The sequence below is a fragment of the Pseudoalteromonas atlantica genome (genome assembly GCA_007988745.1).
GTDB lineage: Bacteria > Pseudomonadota > Gammaproteobacteria > Enterobacterales > Alteromonadaceae > Pseudoalteromonas > Pseudoalteromonas atlantica.
Genome location: BJUT01000007.1, coordinates 73,777 through 95,720 on the forward strand (window position 1 = coordinate 73,777; position 21,944 = coordinate 95,720).

At 40.7% G+C, this 21,944-nt stretch carries 19 protein-coding genes; 12 read left to right on the plus strand and 7 right to left on the minus strand.

All coding sequences use genetic code 11. The features are described from left to right. Positions 1 to 85 precede the first annotated feature (85 nt). From pilW to der, 7 genes are all read left to right on the plus strand, one after another. Positions 86 to 1,957: a type IV pilus biogenesis/stability protein PilW gene (pilW, locus tag PAT01_RS05505; RefSeq protein ID WP_154945108.1), complete on the plus strand. Its 1,872-nt coding sequence runs from the start codon at positions 86 to 88 to the stop codon at positions 1,955 to 1,957. Next, positions 1,954 to 2,850, plus strand: coding sequence for a RodZ domain-containing protein (locus PAT01_RS05510; RefSeq protein ID WP_154945110.1), 897 nt, complete (start codon positions 1,954 to 1,956; stop codon positions 2,848 to 2,850). The genes pilW and PAT01_RS05510 overlap by 4 nt, the downstream gene beginning before the upstream one ends. A gap of 5 nt (positions 2,851 to 2,855) precedes the next feature. Next, positions 2,856 to 3,974 carry a flavodoxin-dependent (E)-4-hydroxy-3-methylbut-2-enyl-diphosphate synthase gene (gene ispG / locus PAT01_RS05515; RefSeq protein ID WP_064385766.1) on the plus strand — a complete coding sequence of 373 codons (1,119 nt, stop codon included), beginning with the start codon at positions 2,856 to 2,858 and terminating at the stop codon, positions 3,972 to 3,974. Positions 3,975 to 4,370: 396 nt separating this feature from the next. Beyond that, positions 4,371 to 5,651: a histidine--tRNA ligase gene (hisS, locus tag PAT01_RS05520; protein WP_154945112.1), complete on the plus strand. Its 1,281-nt coding sequence runs from the start codon at positions 4,371 to 4,373 to the stop codon at positions 5,649 to 5,651. 19 nt (positions 5,652 to 5,670) lie between these two features. Further along, a complete protein-coding gene (locus PAT01_RS05525) occupies positions 5,671 to 6,291 on the plus strand; it encodes a YfgM family protein (RefSeq protein ID WP_154945114.1) in 621 nt (206 codons plus the stop codon). A 10-nt stretch (positions 6,292 to 6,301) separates the two neighbouring features. After that, entirely contained in the window at positions 6,302 to 7,480 is a 1,179-nt protein-coding gene (gene bamB, locus PAT01_RS05530) for an outer membrane protein assembly factor BamB (RefSeq protein ID WP_004586989.1), read from the plus strand. Between the two features lie 74 nt (positions 7,481 to 7,554). Next, positions 7,555 to 9,021 carry a ribosome biogenesis GTPase Der gene (gene der / locus PAT01_RS05535; protein ID WP_004586988.1) on the plus strand — a complete coding sequence of 489 codons (1,467 nt, stop codon included), beginning with the start codon at positions 7,555 to 7,557 and terminating at the stop codon, positions 9,019 to 9,021. A 107-nt stretch (positions 9,022 to 9,128) separates the two neighbouring features. Here the strand turns inward: der and PAT01_RS05540 are convergent, their stop codons facing one another. Both PAT01_RS05540 and PAT01_RS05545 read right to left on the minus strand, forming a co-directional pair. Then, a complete protein-coding gene (locus tag PAT01_RS05540; protein ID WP_138576650.1) occupies positions 9,129 to 9,629 on the minus strand; it encodes a TFIIB-type zinc ribbon-containing protein in 501 nt (166 codons plus the stop codon). Positions 9,630 to 9,662: 33 nt separating this feature from the next. Continuing rightward, positions 9,663 to 10,250 (minus strand): DUF4202 domain-containing protein, encoded by a 588-nt coding sequence (locus PAT01_RS05545; RefSeq protein WP_138576652.1) that lies wholly within the window; start codon positions 10,248 to 10,250, stop codon positions 9,663 to 9,665. Between the two features lie 217 nt (positions 10,251 to 10,467). Here PAT01_RS05545 and PAT01_RS05550 point away from each other — a divergent pair, with 217 nt between their 5' ends. From PAT01_RS05550 to PAT01_RS05565, 4 genes are all read left to right on the plus strand, one after another. Continuing rightward, the gene (locus tag PAT01_RS05550) at positions 10,468 to 12,195 is read left to right on the plus strand and encodes a DUF885 domain-containing protein (protein WP_138576654.1); all 1,728 of its coding nucleotides are present in this window, start codon (positions 10,468 to 10,470) and stop codon (positions 12,193 to 12,195) included. Between the two features lie 50 nt (positions 12,196 to 12,245). Continuing rightward, positions 12,246 to 12,953 carry a winged helix-turn-helix domain-containing protein gene (locus tag PAT01_RS05555; RefSeq protein WP_154945116.1) on the plus strand — a complete coding sequence of 236 codons (708 nt, stop codon included), beginning with the start codon at positions 12,246 to 12,248 and terminating at the stop codon, positions 12,951 to 12,953. Between the two features lie 155 nt (positions 12,954 to 13,108). Then, on the plus strand, positions 13,109 to 13,447 hold the full coding sequence (locus PAT01_RS05560) for a hypothetical protein (protein ID WP_054981643.1): 339 nt from the start codon (positions 13,109 to 13,111) through the stop codon (positions 13,445 to 13,447). Positions 13,448 to 13,562: 115 nt separating this feature from the next. Next, on the plus strand, positions 13,563 to 14,870 hold the full coding sequence (locus tag PAT01_RS05565; protein WP_138576658.1) for a DASH family cryptochrome: 1,308 nt from the start codon (positions 13,563 to 13,565) through the stop codon (positions 14,868 to 14,870). Positions 14,871 to 14,896: 26 nt separating this feature from the next. Here the strand turns inward: PAT01_RS05565 and PAT01_RS05570 are convergent, their stop codons facing one another. After that, complete coding sequence (locus tag PAT01_RS05570) at positions 14,897 to 15,973, minus strand: YeiH family protein (RefSeq protein ID WP_154945118.1); 1,077 nt, start codon at positions 15,971 to 15,973, stop codon at positions 14,897 to 14,899. 137 nt (positions 15,974 to 16,110) lie between these two features. On the opposite strand from PAT01_RS05570, the gene PAT01_RS05575 reads away from it, so the two are divergent. After that, entirely contained in the window at positions 16,111 to 16,989 is an 879-nt protein-coding gene (locus PAT01_RS05575; RefSeq protein WP_138576662.1) for a LysR family transcriptional regulator, read from the plus strand. Between the two features lie 64 nt (positions 16,990 to 17,053). Here the strand turns inward: PAT01_RS05575 and PAT01_RS05580 are convergent, their stop codons facing one another. From PAT01_RS05580 to PAT01_RS05595, 4 genes are all read right to left on the minus strand, one after another. Further along, positions 17,054 to 17,440: a hypothetical protein gene (locus tag PAT01_RS05580; protein ID WP_104643810.1), complete on the minus strand. Its 387-nt coding sequence runs from the start codon at positions 17,438 to 17,440 to the stop codon at positions 17,054 to 17,056. A 213-nt stretch (positions 17,441 to 17,653) separates the two neighbouring features. Next, positions 17,654 to 18,112, minus strand: coding sequence for a thioredoxin family protein (locus PAT01_RS05585; protein WP_058550506.1), 459 nt, complete (start codon positions 18,110 to 18,112; stop codon positions 17,654 to 17,656). Between the two features lie 71 nt (positions 18,113 to 18,183). After that, complete coding sequence (locus PAT01_RS05590) at positions 18,184 to 20,148, minus strand: hypothetical protein (RefSeq protein WP_138576664.1); 1,965 nt, start codon at positions 20,146 to 20,148, stop codon at positions 18,184 to 18,186. 156 nt (positions 20,149 to 20,304) lie between these two features. Further along, on the minus strand, positions 20,305 to 21,939 hold the full coding sequence (locus tag PAT01_RS05595) for a DUF6892 domain-containing protein (RefSeq protein WP_138576666.1): 1,635 nt from the start codon (positions 21,937 to 21,939) through the stop codon (positions 20,305 to 20,307). Positions 21,940 to 21,944: the final 5 nt, after the last annotated feature.

Sequence of the window (21,944 nt, forward strand, 5' to 3'; positions counted from 1 at the left end):
AAGTTGTTTATTTTTAAATAAATGATGCAACACTAAGGGTTTTAGGTAAGATAGGCGCTATGGATAGAAAAACAGAGACAAGGTAATGCGATCTTTACTTGCTTTAACACTTTCAACACTTGCCCTTACAGGGTGCGTAAGTGAAAGTAGTTATAACGGCAGTGACAAACCCGTCGTCGAAAACAAAATCAATAATGCAGGCGCAGCACGCACACGTATCGCCCTCGCTTTACAATACTTAGAAACTGGCAACAACTCGCAAGCAAAGTATAACCTTGAGCGAGCTATAGAATTTGCCCCAAATCTACCTGAAGTACATTACTCTCTTGCTTATTATTACCAACAAGTAGGCGAAAAAGAGCGTGCCGATAAAGCCTATCAAAAAGCATTAGCAATTAAGCCTGACGATCCGAACACGCTTAATAACTACGGTGTGTTTTTATGTAGTATTGAAGAGTATGACCGCGCGACCGATCAGTTTTTAAAAGCAATTGATATTCCAAGCTATATTCGCGTTGCCGAAAGCTACGAAAACCTTGCATTATGTGCCATAGAATTTAACGACTTTGAAAATGCAGAGAGTTACTTTAAACAAGCACTTAATCACAGCTCGCAACGTACATCGACCCTAATAAGCTTAGCCGCCCTTTTTTATGCTAAAAGCGATTTACATAAAGCCAGCGAAGTATTAAAGCGCCATGACGACACCGGCCGAGTGTCTGCACGTGCTTTATTGCTTGGTTATTTAATTAAGCAGCGCATGGGCAGAATAGAAGAAGCAGAAAAAATTGCCGCCACCATAATGCAAACTTACCCAACAAGTAAGCAAGCCTATGCTATTCGCGATAATCGTACTAAACAAACTGAGTTTGAAATACTGCGCGAAAAATACCGTAAAGCGCAGCTCGAAGAGCTTCAAGAGCAGTATGGCGAAGAGCAAATCAGTGTTGAGCAACCAAAAATTAAAATTATCCGTAAAAAGCGCCCAACTACCGATAATTCGACCAGCTTAATTTCTCCAGGGGTTGAGCCTTCAAGCCCAGTATTAAATGAGACGGCAAAAGCACAGGCAACCATTGCCGCAGCAAACAAACAAAAAACCGTAGCTGAGCAAAATGATGGCGCTGCCACTTTCACGCCAGCGGCTCAACCAACGCAGGCTGAAGTAGTTACAACAACAAAAGCAGTAGTGCCAGCTGCGGCAGCGGCTCCAACCGTAACAAATACTGCCCAAGTAGCAACTACAACTACAACACCTATGCCTGCAGAATCTAATACAGATACCGCAGCGGTGCTTTTGGCTTTAACAACGGATCACCAAGCGCAACAAACGTCTACTCCCACAGCTGAGCCGCCAAAAGCCGTCGCTAAACAAGCAGCCCAAGATGATGACGAAGTAAAAATAATTTCATTTGGTGCGCCAAAACAAGCTAACTTTAACACCCCACAAAATACACGCCCTGCTGCAAATGACCCACAAAATACGGGCTTAAATAATTCGGTAGTATTTTATGAGGCTAAAAAAGACAGTGCGGTATTTAGTAATAACCCATACAGCGACAGTAACGACATTACACTAAAAAACTACCAACCAAGTGTAAAACAAGAGCCTCCCATGCTTAATCCAAAAGTCCCCCCTTTAAAGGTGCCTTTTCATATTATTGAGTTTGGTGAAAACCTATTTAGCATTTCAGTGCGATACAATGTTAAACTACAAAAACTCCTGCAGTGGAATGGTCTAAAGGAGTCGGATCGTGTTATCAACGGAAGTAAAATTTATTTAAACGATCCTAATATTTATTACGAGATTAAAGCTGGCGATACCCTTTACGACATAGCTACCCAGCGGCATGTATTAATTGATGAATTAATGCGATGGAATAAATTAAGTCCAGATATAGAACTTACACCTGGGCACAGACTATTACTAGTGGATCCAAATTCGTACCTATTATGACAGAAGAAACTACGCAACAAAGCGATGAGCCAAGTGTTGGGCAACTATTAAAAGCGCACAGAGAGCAGGCTAATGTAAGCTTAGAGTCACTTACTGGCCCACTTAAGCTTTCTATTTCTCAGCTGCAACGCTTAGAAAGCGATCAGTACCAAACGTTAGGCCCTATTACCTTTGTAAAAGGCTACATTAAAAACTATTGCCGTGAACTACACGTCGATAGCGCCCCTATATTAGCTAAATTGCCAGCACCGCCCGAGCCTACAAAGCCAGCTAACATGCAAAGCTTTTCGCGCCGCACAGAAAAAGAAGCCCATGACAGCCGTCTAATGCTGGTGAGCTACATTATTTTAGCCATTGTTATTGGCTCATCTGCCTTATGGTTTTGGCAAAATGCTACGCCTATCGATGAGCAAACAAGCACAATCAATATTGAAAATTCAATTTTAGATAACCAGCAAAATAACAACGCGCTAAATAACGAAAGCGAGAACACCTCGCAAATGCCAGCAACACAGGCAGTTGAGCGCACACCGGCTGTAATGCCTATAAGTGCTGAACAAGTCCCCTTAAGTGAAGCCGTTAATGCCACGGCGCCTATTGCCGCTAGCACCCAAACAGCCACTAACGAGCCCGACACGCAAAGTAACACCAGTACAATTAACATGGTGTTTAACGATGAGAGCTGGGTAGAAATACACGATGGCGAAGGTGAGCGCATAGCATTTGGCGTAAAAAAAGCAGGCTATAAAATGGCTGTAAGCGGCACCCCGCCTTTTTCAGTTGTGCTGGGTAAGCACGACGTAGTTAGTGTTTCTCTAAACGGCGAGCCAGTTGATATTTCTGGTTATCCTAAAAATCGTTTAGCCAAATTTAAATTACCATTAGCAGAGTAGTCGCTATGTTTTCAGAATCTCCAATTAAACGCAGAAAATCAACCCGCATCAATGTAGGCAACGTGCCTATTGGTGACGGTGCCCCTATTGCCGTGCAGTCGATGACCAATACCGACACCATGGATATAGATGCCACGGTAGCGCAAATCCAAGCAATACAAGATGCCGGCGCCGACATAGTGCGTGTATCTGTACCAACAATGGATGCCGCAGAAGCGTTTAAAAGTATAAAAGAGCAAGTTAGTATACCGCTTGTAGCCGATATTCACTTTGATTACCGCATAGCGTTAAAAGTGGCAAAATACGGCGTAGATTGCCTACGTATAAACCCAGGAAATATAGGCAGTGAGGAGCGTATTAGAGCCGTTGTAGACTCAGCACGCGAGCATAATATCCCTATTCGTATTGGTGTAAATGGCGGCTCATTAGAGCGCGACCTACAAGAAAAATATGGCGAGCCAACTCCCGAAGCATTACTTGAATCAGCAATGCGCCATGTAGATATATTACGCCGCCTTGATTTTGACCAATTTAAAATATCGGTAAAAGCATCAGACGTATTTTTAGCAGTAGGCGCTTATCGTTTACTTGCTAAAGAAATAGAACAACCCCTGCATTTAGGGATCACCGAAGCCGGCGGTATGCGCTCAGGTTCGGTTAAATCGGCTGTAGGCTTAGGCATGTTACTTGCCGAAGGTATTGGCGATACGCTACGTGTATCACTTGCTGCCGACCCAGTTCAAGAAATCAAAGTAGGTTTTGATATTTTAAAATCGCTGCGTATACGCTCTCGCGGTATTAACTTTATTGCCTGCCCTAGCTGCTCACGTCAAGAGTTTGATGTAGTAAGCACCATGAACCAGCTTGAAGAGCGCCTAGAAGATGTTGTTGAGCCAATGTCTGTTTCGGTAATTGGCTGTGTCGTTAACGGCCCAGGCGAAGCCCTAGTTAGTGATATTGGCCTTGCCGGTGCAAACCGCCGCTCAGGTTTATACATTAATGGCGAGCGTCAAAAAGCGCGTATTGATAACAACAACATTGTTGACCAGCTTGAAGGCTACGTGCGCGACTTTATTGCTCAAAAAGAGCAGCAAACACCTATCGATATTAAAATAGTCGAATAAATACCCTATAAAGCGCCAAACCACGCTGTTTGGCGTTTACCTTTATAGCTAGAGGATACCCAAGCGACCCCAAGGTACAGAATTCAGCGTTTCACAGGCTCTTAATATCAAGGCGTTACTTTGCAAGAATGGCAATCCCTTTTAAAAAGTAACAACGATGAGAGGAAGTGTCTGTGAACCGCCCAACGGGTTGGTTTAAAAGCGATTTATACTGCGTTATTGATTTTAACAATAGAACCACTATTACTTTCAATCAATGCCTTGCCTAAATCGCTTTTAATTCAAACGACGCTCGCATCATGGGGTCATTTGGGTATATAATGACGGGTCAATTTTTAGCATTCTTGTTGTGTAAGCATTTTTTTATTACACATAAACAGTAATTAGGATTTATCAGTGGCAAAACAAATTCAGGCAGTTCGCGGTATGAACGATTGTCTGCCGGGCGACACGCAAGTTTGGCAGAAAGTAGAAAACATTTTACGCGAGACAGTAGCATCGTTCGGTTATCAAGAAATTCGTTTTCCTATTGTAGAATCAACCGACTTATTTAAACGCTCTATTGGTGAAGTAACCGATATAGTAGAAAAGGAAATGTACACCTTTGCCGATCGTAACGGCGACATGCTAACCCTTCGCCCAGAAGGCACCGCAGTGTGTGTACGTGCAGGTAACCAAAATGGCTTGCTTTATAACCAAGAGCAGCGCCTGTGGTACATGGGCCCGATGTTTCGTCATGAGCGCCCTCAAAAAGGCCGCTACCGTCAGTTTCACCAATTTGGTTTAGAAACATTTGGTATTGCCACAGCCGACATAGACGCAGAAGTTATTTTGCTTACCGCGCAATTATGGAAAGCATTTGGCATTAACGAACACGTACGTTTAGAGCTTAACTCGTTAGGCTCTAACGAAGCACGTGCTGATTACCGCGATGCACTCGTTGCCTACCTTGAACAGCATACCGACGTGCTTGATGAAGATTCAAAGCGCCGTATGTACTCAAACCCATTGCGTGTACTTGATAGCAAAAACCCAGACGTGCAAGCAATCTTAGTGGATGCGCCTAAATTGTCTGAGCATTTAGATGCTGAATCAAAAGAACATTTTGCAAATTTATGTGAACGTTTAGACGCAGCTGGCGTCATATACACGGTTAATGAAAAGTTAGTACGTGGTTTAGACTACTACAACCGCACAGTATTTGAATGGGTAACAGATAGCCTAGGTGCACAAGGCACAGTGTGTGCTGGCGGACGCTACGATGGCTTAGTTGAGCAACTTGGCGGCAAAGCAACGCCCGCAGTTGGTTTTGCTATGGGTCTAGAGCGCTTAGTACTGTTACTCCAAGCACTTGAGTGTGTAGGTGACATTCGCCGCAATGCTGATGTATATTTAGCGGCAATGGGCGACAAAGCCAGCGTACAAGCCCCTGCCATTGCAGCGCAACTGCGTAGCGACGTACCCGGTTTACGCGTTATGGTGCATGCCGGCGGCGGTAACTTTAAAAAACAACTAAAACGAGCTGATAAAAGCGATGCACTAGTGGCTGTTATTATTGGCGAAGATGAATTAGAAAAAGGCGTTGTGACCATCAAATATTTACGTGAGCGTAAAGAGCAAGTCACACTAGAATTAGAACAAGCTAAAGCGCTATTAGCTGAGCTTATCAAGAGCTAAGCTAACTTAAGAGGTAATAATGGACATTTATTCAACAGAAGAACAACAAGCAGAAGCCATTAAGCGCTTTTTTCGCGAAAACGGTATTTCACTTGCGCTAGGTGTAATTGTAGGTTTAGGCGGCTTATACGGTTGGAAAGCATTCAACCAAAACCAAATTACAACTGCTGAGCAAGCGTCTGACGAATATACAACACTTGTACAAAGTGACGATGTACTTGGCGCAGCCGATACATTCATTAAAAATAACCAAGACACAAGCTATGCAACTTTAGCCGCTTTTGTTGCGGCAAAAGACGCTGTTGATGCAAAAAAATTAGACCTTGCTAGCGAAAAACTTAGTTGGATTGTTACAAACGCCCAAAGCGAAGAGCTTAAAGCCATTGCCATTACGCGTTTAGCACGTATTCAACTTGCGCAAAGTAAATTTGACGAAGCCCTAAGTACATTAAACTCACCCCTACCAGAGGCATATAACGCCAATGTAGCTGAGCTAAAAGGCGATATTTACATTGCACAAGGTAATAAAGATCAAGCTCGCACTGCGTATCAAGCAGCTGCCGATGCAGGCGGTTTAACAACAAACCCTTTATTACAAATTAAATTAGACGACCTAGCAGTAACTAGCCCAGCGGCATAAGGTTTTAGGTATGAAAAAAATAACAACAGCAACTCTCGCACTGTGCATGGCAACGCTAATGGGTTGTTCATCAAGTGATGACGAAGACGAGTTAGTACTTCCTGAAATTGTTAATCAATTTGAAACAGACGTAGTGTGGCAAGAGTCGGTTGGCAGTGGTGTAGAACATTATTTTTCTCGCTTATCGCCTGCTGTATACAAAGACACTATTTATGTAGCTAGCCGCGAAGGCCAAATTGAAGCGCTTTCGCTTACCAATGGCGACACGTTATGGGAAACCGACGTACGTGAAGATTTATCGTTTTGGCCATGGTCAGATAACGGCACAGCAAAATTATCAGGCGGTATATTACAAGCTTATGGTAAAATTTACGTAGGCTCTGAGCACGGATTTATTATTGCCCTTGACCGCGAAACGGGTGAAGAAGTATGGCGTAAAAATGTGCCAGGCGAAGCGTTATCAAAACCAGCTGCGGGCGATGGCCTAATTTTTGTTAATTTAGGCTCGGGTAAACTATTAGCGCTGCACCCAGATACAGGCGAAGAACGCTGGAACTTCGAACAAGAAGTACCACCGCTTACATTGCGTGGCCAAAGCTCACCAACAGTTGCAAACGGTGGTGTGTTAGTAGGCTTAGAAACAGGTAAATTAAGTGTACTCATTTCTGAGAGCGGTTATTCAGCATGGAGTGCAGAAATTGCCGTTGCTAAAGGTGCATCAGAATTTGAGCGTTTGGTTGATGTAGACACACAACCAATTATTAGCGGCCCTTACGCTTATGCTATTGCATACAACGGTAACCTAGCAGCGGTAGATATTCGCTCAGGCAATGTTGTATGGAAACGTGAATATAGCAGCTACCGCGAAATAGCGATGGATGCACAAACTATTTACCTAGTAGATAGCGAAGGCGTAATTTACGCATTAGATAAAAATTCAGGTATTGAACGTTGGAGCCAACCCGCTCTACGTGGTTGGTACCTAACAGGCCCTGCAGTTGCAGGTAGCCACTTAGCTTTAGGTGACCAAGAAGGTAACCTACATTGGCTAAACAAAGACACTGGCGAGTTAGTATCTCGTGAAGAATTTGACAGCTCAGGCTTTTTTGTTGAGCCGGTTGTAGCCGACGACAAGCTAATTTTATACACCCGTGATGGTGAAGTTAGTGTGGTAAACACCCCTAACTAACTAGCTAACACTTAAAGGTTTTTTGTAAGGCTTCGCACTGCGAAGCCTTTTGTTGTTTTTTAAAGAGGTAGTTTATGCTTCCCGTGATCGCTCTAGTTGGGCGACCCAATGTGGGCAAATCCACATTATTTAACCGTTTAACACGTACTCGTGATGCACTCGTAGCCGATTTTCCAGGTTTAACACGAGATAGAAAGTATGGCCAAGCTAATTACGATGGCTATGAATTTATCGTGGTAGACACGGGTGGTATTGATGGCTCTGAAGAAGGCATCGAAACCGAAATGGCCGACCAGTCGTTACTTGCCATTGAAGAAGCCGATATTGTGTTGTTTTTGGTTGATGCCCGCGTAGGCATGACCGTTGCTGACCAAGCAATTGCTAATCACTTGCGCAAGCAAGAGAAAAAAAGCTTTGTGGTTGCCAACAAAACAGATGGTATTGACGCCGACTCAAACTGTGCAGAATTTTATCAATTATCATTAGGTAATATTCACCATATTGCAGCAGCACATGGGCGTGGTATTACACAGCTTTTAGAGCACACTTTACAGCCTGTAATTGCAGAGCTTGCAGCACTAGATGAAGACGTTGCTGATGACGATGAAGAGTTAATCGACCTTTATCAAGAAGCTGAAGGCGACGATACAGACCATCAAGCGTTTGCCGATAAACCAGTAAAACTGGCTATTATTGGTCGCCCTAACGTAGGTAAGTCTACACTTACAAACCGTATACTCGGTGAAGAACGTGTAATTGTATACGATATGCCGGGCACCACTCGCGACTCTATTTATATTCCGATGACCCGTAACGACAAAGAATATATTTTAATAGATACGGCAGGTGTTCGTAAGCGTAAAAAAGTAAGCGACGTAGTTGAAAAGTTCTCAGTAATTAAAACGCTTCAAGCTATTGAAGATGCAAACGTTGTATTACTGGTTGTTGATGCTCGCGATGGTATTTCTGATCAAGACTTAAGCTTATTAGGTTTTGCGCTTAACTCAGGTCGTTCATTGGTTATTGCCGTGAACAAATGGGATGGGCTTGATGATTACGTTAAAGATCGCATTAAAACAGAGCTTGATCGCCGTTTAGGTTTTATTGATTTTGCGCGCTTACACTTTATATCTGCACTTCATGGTACAGGTGTTGGCCACTTATTTGAATCGGTAGATGAAGCGTACGAGTCAGCAACTAAACGTATTAGCACCGCAATGCTACGCCGTATTATGGACATGGCACAGGCCGATCATCAGCCGCCACTTGTTCGTGGTCGTCGTGTTAAGCTTAAATATGCGCATGCCGGTGGTTATAACCCGCCACGTATTGTAATTCACGGTAACCAAGTTCACGATTTACCAGATAGCTACAAACGCTACCTGATGAACTACTACCGTAAAGCACTTAAAATTATGGGCACCCCGATCAAAATTGAATTTAGAGAAGGTGATAACCCATTTGCAGGGCGTACTAACAAAGTAACGCTTTCGCAAAAACGTAAAATACGTGCCTTTGCCAAAGAAAACCGTAATAAATAAATTCGTTAGAGTTAATTTACTACAAAAAAACGGCGTACTTTTTAGTACGCCGTTTTTTATGCTTTATACCAATTAGCTTAATTAAGTGATTTATTTTAGGCTTGGTATTAAAGATTAAGTAATGCCAATTGCACCAGCCGTTCAACGGTGGTGTCTTGGCTATTTTTAGGCGCTTTGGGGTAATTCTTAGATTTTGGTGGCTTAATAGATACAAACCCATGATTGGTGGCCATTTCGTGAGCTAACAGCTTACGCTCTTTGGGTGTTAAATGGTTTTCGTGTATTTTTGCAAGCTCGCCGCTATCAAGCCATATGCCAGCGCAACCTGGGCACTCGTCTATCTCAACCACTTTGAGCGGTGAAAAAAACCGGCGCATCATTACTATGCTTGGGCACTTTGGGCAATTTACTCGCGATGAGACTTCGCCCTCGCCTTCGGTATAATTACTCAAATACTTAAGTAGAACCTGACCATGCTTTAACTCAGGCGAGCTAAACTTAAAAATTTGACTGTTATCAAAAAATACGCCGCCTTGCACTGACGTAAAAACAGTGATCCCGCCAACAAGTAAAGGTTCAAGTGGCGTATTGCTACGAGGACAATACATTTAAAATTCCTTTTTATTTTAAATTTTTATTATTTACTCAAGTGCTTTATGAATAAGCCCAACAAGCGGCGCTGGTAATGTAATATTACCTGCAAGTACAAACTCATGCGCATCGTCTGACATTTTTTGCCATGTACGGCGAATAATACCTATCCATTTTTGCTCATCGTAATCTGGCTTACTATTAGCAAACCCGAGCATGTAATGCTCAATAAATACCAGGCTTGCTACATCTTCTACTAATTGGCTATCTGGGTTACGTTTGATCTTTTTTTTAGCAACTGCATCGTACACTCTGTTTTGCTCAGCATCGCTGTACCCAGCTTGCTGCATAAGCGCAACAACACTACTTGCATGAAATATATAAAGCGCACTGCGCCATTGATGATAGCCCTGCTTATTCATTGCAAAGTCGCTACGCGGCGACTTCCAACGTTGTATATGCTGCCCACGCACTGCAATTTTCATGAGTTCATCGGCATCAGGCTTAAAGCGAGTTAGCATTTCGCTCATACGCTGTGAGTATAAATACTCTTTTGGAACACTCTCCCCATTAAATTGCTCACTGTTTGGGTCTTGGTTGTTTGCTTCATCAATTAAGGCGATTACTTTATTAAACATGACGGTCATTTTTTATAATAAGTTTTAATCATTCTAAACGCTGATAAAACAATAAACTAGTGCGCCACTCAGTTACGCAGTGAAATTTGTTCAATCAAAAAGTAAAGCCTAGAGGTACAAGTTATAAAAGTAAGCGCATTGATTAAGTTAACTTGGTACTATATTGAGCACAAATTAAAATAAAAAAGCGCGACTAACTCGCCAATAACGGATAACTATGTTTAAAAAACGTATTTTAGCTATTTGCTTAGCAGCCACCTCGCTACCAAGCCTTGCCGACAGTAACAGCGATTTAAAAACCATTATTGATAACCATTGGCAAAATGCCAAAGCTGAAAAAATATTTTTTCGGACCGATCCAGACGGTTGGAAACCAAACGGCACATTACCAAATTGGAGCGAGCAAGCCATTGCTAAGCGCCAAGCGTATAACAACAATGTACTAAAAAGCTTAGCCAACATTGATCCAAAAACGCTCAACAAGGATCAGCTAATGAACTACCGCTTATTTAAATATGAGCGAGAAACCGAGCAGCAAAGCTACCTTTATCAAGATAAGTATTTTCCGGTAAATTTTTTAAGTGGCTGGCATACCTACTTTGCAGAAGCACCCGCTAATATGGCTTTTTTAACAGCTGATGATTACAACGCATTTTTAATCAGCCTTGCCGACTACCCGCGCTTTAATCAGCAAAATATTGATTTAATGAAAGAAGGAATAAAAACAGGATTTACCCATTACTGTAAAACCTTTGAAAATTACAGCCAAAGCATTAGCGCGCACATAGTTAAAAACCCCGAAAACAGCGCCCTTTACGAGCCCTTTACGCGTATACCTAATACATTTAATACAGCGCAAAAATCAAACTTAAAACAAAAAGCCCAAGCCGTAATTAAAGATAAAGTAATTCCTGCGTATCAGCATTTTTACGACTTTTTTGAAAATGACTATATGCCACATTGTAGAGCGCAGCCGGGCATAGCAAGCGTTAAAGGCGGGCTTGACTACTACAAGTACACGGTTAATTACTACACCACAACAAACGCCACACCTAAACAAATACATGAGTTAGGCCTTAAAGAAGTCGCGCGTATTAAGGCGCAAATGCAAAATATTATTGATGAAGTAGGCTTTGATGGCACCTATAGTGAGTTTTTAGAATTTTTAGCAACCGATGAGCAATTTTACGCAAAAGACGCGCAAGACTTGCTAGAAAAAACAGCCTTTATAACGCAAAAAATGTATGGCAAATTGCCCACTTACTTTGGCCACTTACCGCGTAACACCTTTACTATTAAGGGCTCAGCAAGTCGTGGGGCGTTTTATATGCCACCGCCAGATAACCGCTCACCAGGCACTTATTTTTTAGCCTCAACACCTAAACTGCAGCCTTTATATAATTTAGAAGCTCTCAGCCTGCATGAAGCAATCCCCGGGCACCATTTACAAAACGCCATTGCTATGGAGCTAAATGTACCCGAATTTAGACGCACACTTAGCCACTCTGCATTTGGCGAAGGTTGGGCACTATACACAGAACGCTTAGGCAAAGAAGCTGGTTTTTATCAAAGCCCGTACAGCGATTTTGGCCGTTTAGGCTACGAAATGTGGCGTGCAGTGAGGCTTATTGTTGATACCGGTATTCATGCCTTTGGTTGGAGCCGCCAAAAAGCAATTGATTACTTAGCCAGTCACACTGCTTTACCACAAAGTGCGGTGGAAGATCAGATAGATCGCTATATTTCATGGCCAGGCCAAGCGCTCTCTTACAAAATGGGCGAAATAAAAATACGTGAACTACGTGCAAAAGCCGAAAAAGAACTCGGCGCTCAATTTGATATACGCAGCTTTCACGACACTGTTATTGGCCAAGGCTCATTGCCTATGGCAGTGCTTGAAGACGTTATAAACGATTGGATAGCAAAACAAAAATTGGCTATTTAACATTAATGAGGACGGTATTATTTTCCGCCTCTTTCTAAACGGACTTTTTAATGAAACACCTACTTATTTTTATATCATTCATTTTATTTAGCAGCCAAGCTAATGCGTTTTGTTTAGAAGCATCAAACTACATAGAGGGCGTAAAATATGGCGTTTGTGGGGAGCAAACAGATTCAATTTCCCTTACGCCTTATTTTATTATATGGATGCTTTTAAATGTGTTATTTGGGCAAATGCTTAATAAACCAAATGTACACGTGGGGTTTAAGTATTTACTTTTCCTTTGTGCATTTCCACTCAGCCCGCTAGTGCTTTTAATGAATTTAACTGGAATGATGGTATCTCGCGTTTATAAAAAATATTCAAACCCAGCAGCAAATAAAACCCAAGCTAACCATGTTTGCGCAGAACCTGTTATTGAAAAGCCGAGTGTTAATCAGCTAACAATTGGCGAGTACACTTTTGACAGTCTGCAGCAGTCCTTAATTAAAGAAGATAACCTCTACACATTAGAGCCTAAATGCATGCAGGTACTTAGCTATTTAATAGAACAACAGCCAAGAATAGTTAGCCTTGAAGAGTTACACAACAATGTATGGGAGAATCAAATAGTAACCGATACCGCAGTTAGACGAGTTATTAGCAAACTACGTGTAGCCCTTAACGATAACGACACAAACAACCCCAAATATATAAAGTCTGTAATGAAGCGAGGTTATCAGCTTATAGCTAAAGTAAAAACACAACCTATTGAATAGTAATGACTTATAAAAGTTATAACCAAGGTAATACCATGGTTATAACTTTATAATAACTAGTTAATGGCTTTGTTATCGTTATTTTTTGCCAATCGTTTTAATTTGTCTAGGCGCTATAGAGCGACCCATAAAATTAAATAGTTAAGGAAGAAAATATGAAACACTTATTACCTCTATTACTAGTATTAATCATAACAGTAATTACATTAAGCCTTATTAACAGCAACGAGTGTATAGAAATAGGTAACGCATCTATTGCCAGTATTTCATTTGGCACGTGTGATTTATCTAACCCTCAATCAAACATATCACCACTTTTAGCTTTATTTTGGTTAGCCATGAGCGTTTGCTTTGCAATTACATTACCTAAATCAACTGTTGCTAATAAGTACAAAATTGCCTTATTTATATTTGGTTTACCACTCACTGTTTTTGTTTATTTAATTGCCTATATATCTGAAAATATACGCCAAGCCACTCAATCTCTTAAGTAAACCTAGATGAGCAAGTCACACTTGCTCATCCTTTCTTAATTAAATACAAGTGAAAATCAATCCCTACCCGCTTTTGCTTCGTAAACTTAATGATTACAAAAACCAGAGCATAAGTATGAGCAAACGCATTTTATATTGGCTACAAAACGATTTACGCCTAACCGATAACCCAATTTTTAGTGACCTTATGTTGCAGCAATGCGCGCTTGATATTGTATTTGTTATTAACCCGCACTGGTTTAAAAATAATAACTACCAACAAAAACCTTACGGCATACATAAGCAGCAGTTTTTAATGCAAAGCTTGTACGAACTACAACAAGCACTTATTGAGCGCGAGCAAACCCTGCATGTGCTTGAGGGCGAACCCGTATCGCTTTTAAAAACGCGTATAAATGAGCAAAATATTGATGAAGTGGTATACAGTGAGCAATTTGGCCTGTACGAGCAACGACAAATAAACTTACTCAAAGCGCATTGCCCAAATACACAATTTACAGTAACGCAGCAAGACACGCTCTTTAAGCAAAATGACCTCCCGTTTGATTTAAACGAATTACCTAAACACTTTACCCCGTTTCGTAAAAAGGTAGAGGCCGCCAATAGCCCCATTACACCAACAACTTTGCCAAACGGTTTGCTGCCTAAGCCAATAACTTTATGCGCAAAAAAACCTATAGAACGTATAACAAATAAAGCCGTAATGCATGGCGGACTTAACAGTGCGCAAGCTCATTTAAAGCAATACTTTGCAGGCGCAATGCCAAGTACTTATAAAACGACTCGCAACGAGCTTGATGGCTTTAACAACACCACCAAATTTAGTACTTGGCTTGCCTTTGGTTGTTTAAGTGCAAAACAAGTATATAAAGCCGTAGAAAATTACGAGCAATGCAATACGGCAAACGAGTCTACTTACTGGATTAAATTTGAATTGCTATGGCGAGAGTATTTTAAATGGCACGCACTTAAAGCAGGTAACAACCTGTTTAGCTTTAAAGGGCAAAAGCAAACTAAACCGCTTACTACTTTTACACCTACACGCTTTGCTGCTTGGTGTAACGGCACAACGCCTTACCCGCTTGTAAATGCCATTATGGAAGAACTAAACACTACGGGTTATATATCAAATAGAGCAAGGCAAATTGCAGCGAGCTGCTTAGTAAACGAGCTTGCCCTTGATTGGCGATACGGCGCAGCCTATTTTGAGCAACAATTGATTGATTACGATGTAGCAGCAAATTGGGGCAACTGGCAGTACATAGCCGGTGTGGGGGTTGACCCACGTGGCGGCCGCCACTTTAATATACAAAAGCAAACGGCGCAGTTTGATCCAAATGGTAATTACACCAATAAATGGCACGGGCACAGTAATAAAACACAGCAGCTCGATCACTTAAACGAAGTAGATTGGCCTATTTAAGCCAATCTCCCTCCACCAGGTTATATTTAAAACAGCTGCGCAATGCCTACATTAATGGCAAAACCAGCTATGGTTAAAAACAAAAATAAACAGCCTGCTAATAACAGAGGCTTTATACCCGCTTGGCGAATAGCGCCAACGTGGGTACGCAGCCCAAGTGCGACCATGGCAATGGTAAGTAGTATATTGTCAAACCATATAATAGCGCTTGTAGTACCTTGCGGAATAACCGATAACGAATGCACGCCACTTGCCACTATAAATAACACTGCAAACCAAGGGATTGTAATACCCGCTTTTTGCTCGCCGCCATGTGCGTTTATGTTTGCATGCTTTTTACTTTGCCAAAACGATAAGCCTACTAAAAATGGCGCAAGCATCATTACGCGTAGCATTTTTTCTATCACGGCGGTGTCGGCCGCATTGGCACTTACCGCAGTCCCTGCTGCTACCACTTGCGCAACTTCATGAATGGTTGAACCAACAAAAATACCGTACGCATGCTCACTCACACCCATATATTCAAACATAATTGGGTAGGCAAACATACTTAACGTGCCAAACACCACAACCGTTGCCACCGCTACAGATACTTTATGCGCTTGTGCTTTTATAACTGGCTCAGTTGCCATTACCGCTGCGGCGCCACAAATAGAGCTACCCGCACCTATTAGTATAGTTGTTTGTTCATCAAGCTTAAAAACGCGCCTACCTAGCTGTACTGCTAATATAAACGTACCAAGCAGCATTACCACATCGGTTAATAGGCCATGCCAGCCTACACCCGCTACTTGTGCAAAAGTAATCCTAAACCCAAATAAAATAACGCCCGCTTTAAGTAATATACTTTTAGCGTAATCAACGCCTACATCTGTACGCGTAGCAATGTGCGCATACACGCTGTTGCCCACAATAATGCCAAGCACAATACCAATTGTTAAGGAGCTAAATTGCGCACTTTGCATTATAGGTAACTTACTTAATGCAACAGATGCCCCCGCTAACACAACCACCAGCAGCATACCTAACCACCAGCGCGTATCGCCGTATTGCTTAGTATTAATACCCAAAGGCTGAAAACTATTTTTAATAGCGCTAAGCATAATATTCCCTCACTTAAACCAAGTTGATGTGTTGACTTAATTGTAAGAAAGCTCAAAATATAACTCCAATATATTAAAATCATGATTTGATAACTTAAAGTTATACAATTTAGAGTTATGCAATTTAAGGTTATACAATGAACTTACATGCGCTTAGGGTGTTTTATACAGTGGCTAAATTGGGTAGCTTTTCAGGCGCAGCCGAAGCGCTTTTTATAAGCCAGCCCGCTGTTTCTAAAGCGCTAAAAGAGCTAGAGCATCAGTTAAACATACAACTTATTGAACGTGCATCTAAGGGTAAAAAGCTCACCTTAAGCGAAGGTGGACAAGCACTTTTTGATCACGCCCGCAGTATTTTTGCTATCGAAAAAGCCGCCATTGAAGATATTAAGTCGCGCACAGGGCTTAAGCGCGGTACATTAGTTATAGGCACCAGCACCACCATTGCCAGTTATTGGCTACCGCCTTATTTAGCCAAATTTTGTGCGCAGTACCCGCATATAAAAGTAGAAGTACAAGTGGCTAATACCGCGCAAATTGAGCACGCATTGCTAGAATGCACTATCGATTTAGCTCTGGTTGAAGGCACACCTACCGAGCCACATATAATAAGTAAGCACTGGCAAAATGATTTAATGAGTGTGGTTATACCGAGCAACTTTAAGCCCACTAAAGACTTAAAAGCATGGTTAAACGAGCAGTTTTGGTTATTACGCGAGCCAGGCTCTGGCACGTTAGAAATGTCGGTAAAGTTATTAGCAGAGCATGGCGTACAAGCAGAGCAAAGTATGCAATTAGGCAGTAACGAAGCCATTGCAAGGGCTGTTGCTCAAGGTATGGGGGTCGCTTTATTGCCAAACGTAGTCACAGAAGATTTAGTGCAGTTAGGCAAATTAACACGCCTGAGCCAAAAAAATAACGAGCAACTCTCTCGGCCTCTTTATCAACTGCATTATAAAGACAGACCGTCTTCGCATGCTGCGCAAGCATTCGAAAAAAGTTTATTTAGTGAATAGTGATTATGTGAGCTGTAAGTCATGTAAGGGAAAGGTTGTGTGACATGAATGGCTTGTTGTGGTGTTACCTTAATTTATTATATATAAGCCAACTAGTTAAACCCATTGAAAGTACCAATAAATGAAGAACCAATGTTTCACGATTAAATTCACTAAAAAGACTAAGTAAAAAAACAGGAAGTATGCTTAAGATTAAAACTACCGGTAATTTAAATAAATTTAACTTTTGGAGTAATAAGCTAATAGGTAATCCGTAAATGAGCATTAAAGGATAAAAATAAAATAAACTTCCCACCCCTATTGATACACCAAAACCAACACCTGAAATTAATGAACTAACAGAAGTATAGTTTTCGATACCCGCATAAAAATAACAAAAACCAAGGACTGGTAATGCAATTAATGGACTAAGAATCGCAGCAATCAAATTTTTACGTAGATCTTTAGACATATTAAGAAATACCACAACGAGCTTGTAGATTAATTCGTTTTTTATTTGTTTTAATTGATATGCAAACCATAGCTGAATTCCTATTTCTGCTCAGCCAAATGGATCAAACCCGTCTTCACGCACTGTAATTTTAAGAGAACACTCATAGCAGTTCACCAGCTACCCATAAATCTATTAGCTAAATCAGTAAGCCCAAATATGATCAAGCTAAACTTACAAACCCTTAGTTAAATCTTGTGCCAATGACCCCGTTGGCTTTTCAATTACGCGTACTAACTCTTTACCATTTTGCTTAACAATAAACGTTGGGGTGTATTGCAAGTCGTGAGCCTTTGCAATGCCTGCATCGTCTTGCTTGTTGTAACCCACGGCCACATAGTCAATGCTTGCAAGTTGTACTTTCGATGCATCAAGTAACTTAATGAGTTTTGGCACTTCGCGCTCACTGTCGTGGCACCAGGTGCCAAATAATACAATAAGCTCTTTGCCTTCTAGTTTTTGCATTAGGGCTATATCTTGTGCTGTTGGGGTATATGCCTTGTATTGTTCGTTAAATTTGTCGTAGTCGCTTAACAGTGATTGCGTACTTATCTCGCCCGAAAATGGCGCTGTAGCAGCGCAGCTTACAAGCGGCATGCTTAAAGCACACAATAAAATTAATTGTTTAAACATGAGGTTACTCTTAATTTAGGTATTAAACGACTATACCCAATATTGAGTGAAGAGTGAACAGCTCTAAAGCGTTACTTTTTATCCATAAAAAAATTAACTTGCGATAAGTTAGTTAAATATTCTCGCCTTACTGCTTTATTCTCGGCTAACTTATCTAAGTCACCAATTAAGGTAACAAGCTTGGTGTGTGAGTGACGGTTTGTTTCTATAAAATCATCTTGCTTGTCATCACTCTCATCGCGCTCTTTTTTATGCATTGAGTAGCTGTTTTCGTTTTCTTCGAGCCAAATATCGTCAATTAAGCGAATGTCGCTTTTACTAACTGTTTGCTCTTGCATCGCCATTTGCAGTTCATATTGGTTAGTTTGCGGGTTAAACGCATACATTTTTGTATCAACATCCACTTCGTGAGACTGATCAAGCCCCACTAGCTCTTTATTTTTAACCGCAGTCCCTACGTTATAACTCTCTTCTTTGTTGTAGTAATCAGGGCGACTGTATTGATAATCAAAATGGCTACTTACATTTTTACTTTGCGTTACACCGCTAAGATCCCCTAATTGGGTTTGATCAGTCGCTTGGCTTAGCTCAATGGTACTTTTAGGCTGATAATCGCCGTTATCCAGCGCATATGAAAAAGTGGCATCAAAATCAGCGAGCTTAGAAATACCCGCTCCTAATGTATTTGGCGCTTTATTACCGAGCCCTTGGTAACGGGCATCGTTTGTAATCATGTTATCAACTAAATCGGCAACCATGGCGCGCCCGTCATTAAATTGCTGATCTGCAAGCGACTCTAAATTGCTATAACGCTCAGCCGCTGACGACATACTCGCAAAAGCGCCTTTAAATAATGCAAAGCCCTGCAGCATTGCTTCGTCACCTTTTCGCCCAAATGCCGACTCTTTATCGTCTTTGGTACTGTTTACTCGGCTATCTTCTAAGCTTTGATCGAGCGACGCTAAATACTGCTGCATTTGCTGCGTGTCTTTAGCGCCAATCGTTGACATATCAAGTGCAAAATCAATGTCGTTTTGCCCACTTGCGGCTTTAAACACAAGTGCTTGCTGGTTTGATGCTTCATCAATGGAGTAACTTAAATCAAGCGTGTTCTCTTTCGAATCAAGATCTTTATTTTGCGTTGTTGAAAACGACACATCAAAGCCTGTTAGCTGCTCACTATTAAACCCTGCTAAAAAATCTAAACTCATGTCTGTTTCGTTTGGCACTATAAGAGGATTAAATGAGTTTTCACTCACTTTAAAAAATTCATCTGCCATTTCGCCAACACCACTGAGCACCTGCGTAAGTGCTTTATGCTCAGCCTCAGATAAATCGCCATTTACTTCGTAACTTATGCCAAAGCCATCTATCGCTTCACCTGTGTTTTCATCGTACCCTTGCGATGAGTTAAAGATAATGTTTATAACATCACCCTCTTTAGTTTTTACCGAGAGCTCAAACAGGTTGTTATCGCCATCCTCGTATTTTGCACGGTTAAGGCTTTCCATGTAAGGATTAAGTGAGCGCTCTACACGTTGCTGGCTTGAGGCTAAAAACGTTTTTTGCTCATGCCCAAGCTGCCCTAAACTCGATAAAATATCGCTGGTATTAGCATAAGCACCCTGAATATTCTTAACCGACGTATTTAATCGCTCAATTAATTGGGTACTGTTTTCGTTTTTTAATAACCCCTCATGCTGAGAGCTTATTACGGTGCGCAGGGCGAGTTCTTCATTGGAGGGTTTATAGTTATTAAGGCTTGGTGTACTCGATATTGTAAATAGTGAGGTTAATTGCTGCTGTAAAACATCCTCAACTTTTTGATTACTGGCTAGGGCTTCGTCAGTAGTTTCGTTATTTAACTGGCTAAGCAGCTCGTCGGTTATTTTAGGCACGTTAGTGTGTAAAGCATTAATAGCTTGAAGGTCACCGTTACTTTTTGGCGCCGCCAAAGAGGTTTGACTCGTATTATTAACTGATTGACCAAGTAAAGCGCTTAAATTGGCGTGGTTGCCAAGAGTGCTGTTGACCATGATTATCCTTAATCGCTAAACTCTATTAAGTATTTTATCGGTCATTTAGCTAAAAGCTTTAGCTACAGTAATAAAATTAAAAGCAGAAAAAATTAATACTTGAATTTAGATATAATCATCTGCTTTTAATCTAAAATTTTGAAGGCGTAATCTAAATTACTCCTCCTCTTCCAACTCAATATTTCGCTCAGCTAAGGCATTTAATAATTTTTTACTCGGCTCGCTATTTTCTAAACCAATTATTTTAGTAAGATTAGGTAATAGAGCTAAATCATCAATTGCCTTATTTGTTACTTTGGGTACTTCATCTCCCATACCGGGATCCCAAAATGGATGCATGTGCTCTAAAAATACAGCTCCACCATTTAAACCACTGTCTTGATAAAGCTGCGTTACTTTTTCGAGTAAAGTCATCGGTATTTCTACGTTTTTAAAGTACTTTTTAACTTCAGCAATGCACTCATATCCATCTTCTTCTCGATCAATTTCGCGTTTTATATACTCTTTGGCAAATAAATCTAAATCAAACTTTGGTAAGAGGATCTCTTGTCGATACATCAGCTCTTCAATAACGAGTAACTTAAAATTAAAATCACGAAATAAAACGGTGGGTTTATTATTAATATTAAACAATTTAGGTGTGTTTTTTAAAGCATCAGCTTCTAAAAGTAACGATTTTAAGTGTGTCACTTTAGCTTTATCGGTAGTGGCTTTAAGTAATATGCCTAAGCTTTTTCGAGTAGGGGCTGAAACGGTAATTCTACGCAGAGCCGTTTTAATATTTTTGTTGTATTTTTCTTGGCTAACTGAATCTATATTATCTAATTTTTGTTGATAATCGTTAATTATACTTTGTTTTGCGCCCTTTGCTTTAATGTGATTTAGGTGTTCTTGAATATGTGCTTGTTGTGTTTTTTTACCTTCAATCCCAAGCGGGCATAGTATTAAATTTTCAATTAAATAATCCATCTCAATATCAGAAAAATCAAAGTCATTAATCAGGCTTTTAAAAATCAGAGGTGCGTTTTTATAAAACACATCTGCAGGCTTTGCAAGCATACTTAGTAGTTCTGAATGCATCCAGCCGTAACTGCTATTTCTAGCATGCCTAACAATGCTCGAATGTAATAGCTGAGTAAACTCGTTTATAACATCTGGGTGAAACTCTTCAAAAATACCCATTATCAAATTACTATCTTCATCTGAAAATGCTCGATAAAAAGAAGGAAGCAATAGCGCTATATCAACTTTATTGAGTTCATACCGCTTGATAAAATCTGGAGTGTAACTGCCTACTGAAAGATAAAAATATAGCTCTATTAAACCTGAAACAACTAAGTTAATTTTTGTATTTTGCTGATGTACCCGTTGGTGTTCAATAAGTTCTTTTATTTTAGTTAGTATAGTTTGGTGATATTTTAATAACACCAAAGCATTTGGCGAATAATCTGAGCTACTTACAATCTCAATAAACGTAGCAAGGTACTCAACCTCAAGTGTGTCAGATAAATCTATGGTTGAAAGCCAATTCATCATTGCGCTGTATATTTCATCTTCAATGCTAAAATCAGCCCTCATTAAACTACGACATTCTGGCCAATCAATGAGCCCTCGATCATATTGCCTTTTAATGGTTGCTTGCTGTTCTTCTATTAATTTTTTCCATTGCGCATGAATGTTTCTTACTGTTGCTTTATTTTTTTTATTAGGTACACCTTTTTGAACAACACCAAAATTAGGGTCACGAATTAAATCTATATTTTTTTGTATCTGAGAATGTATAGTCAACATATTTA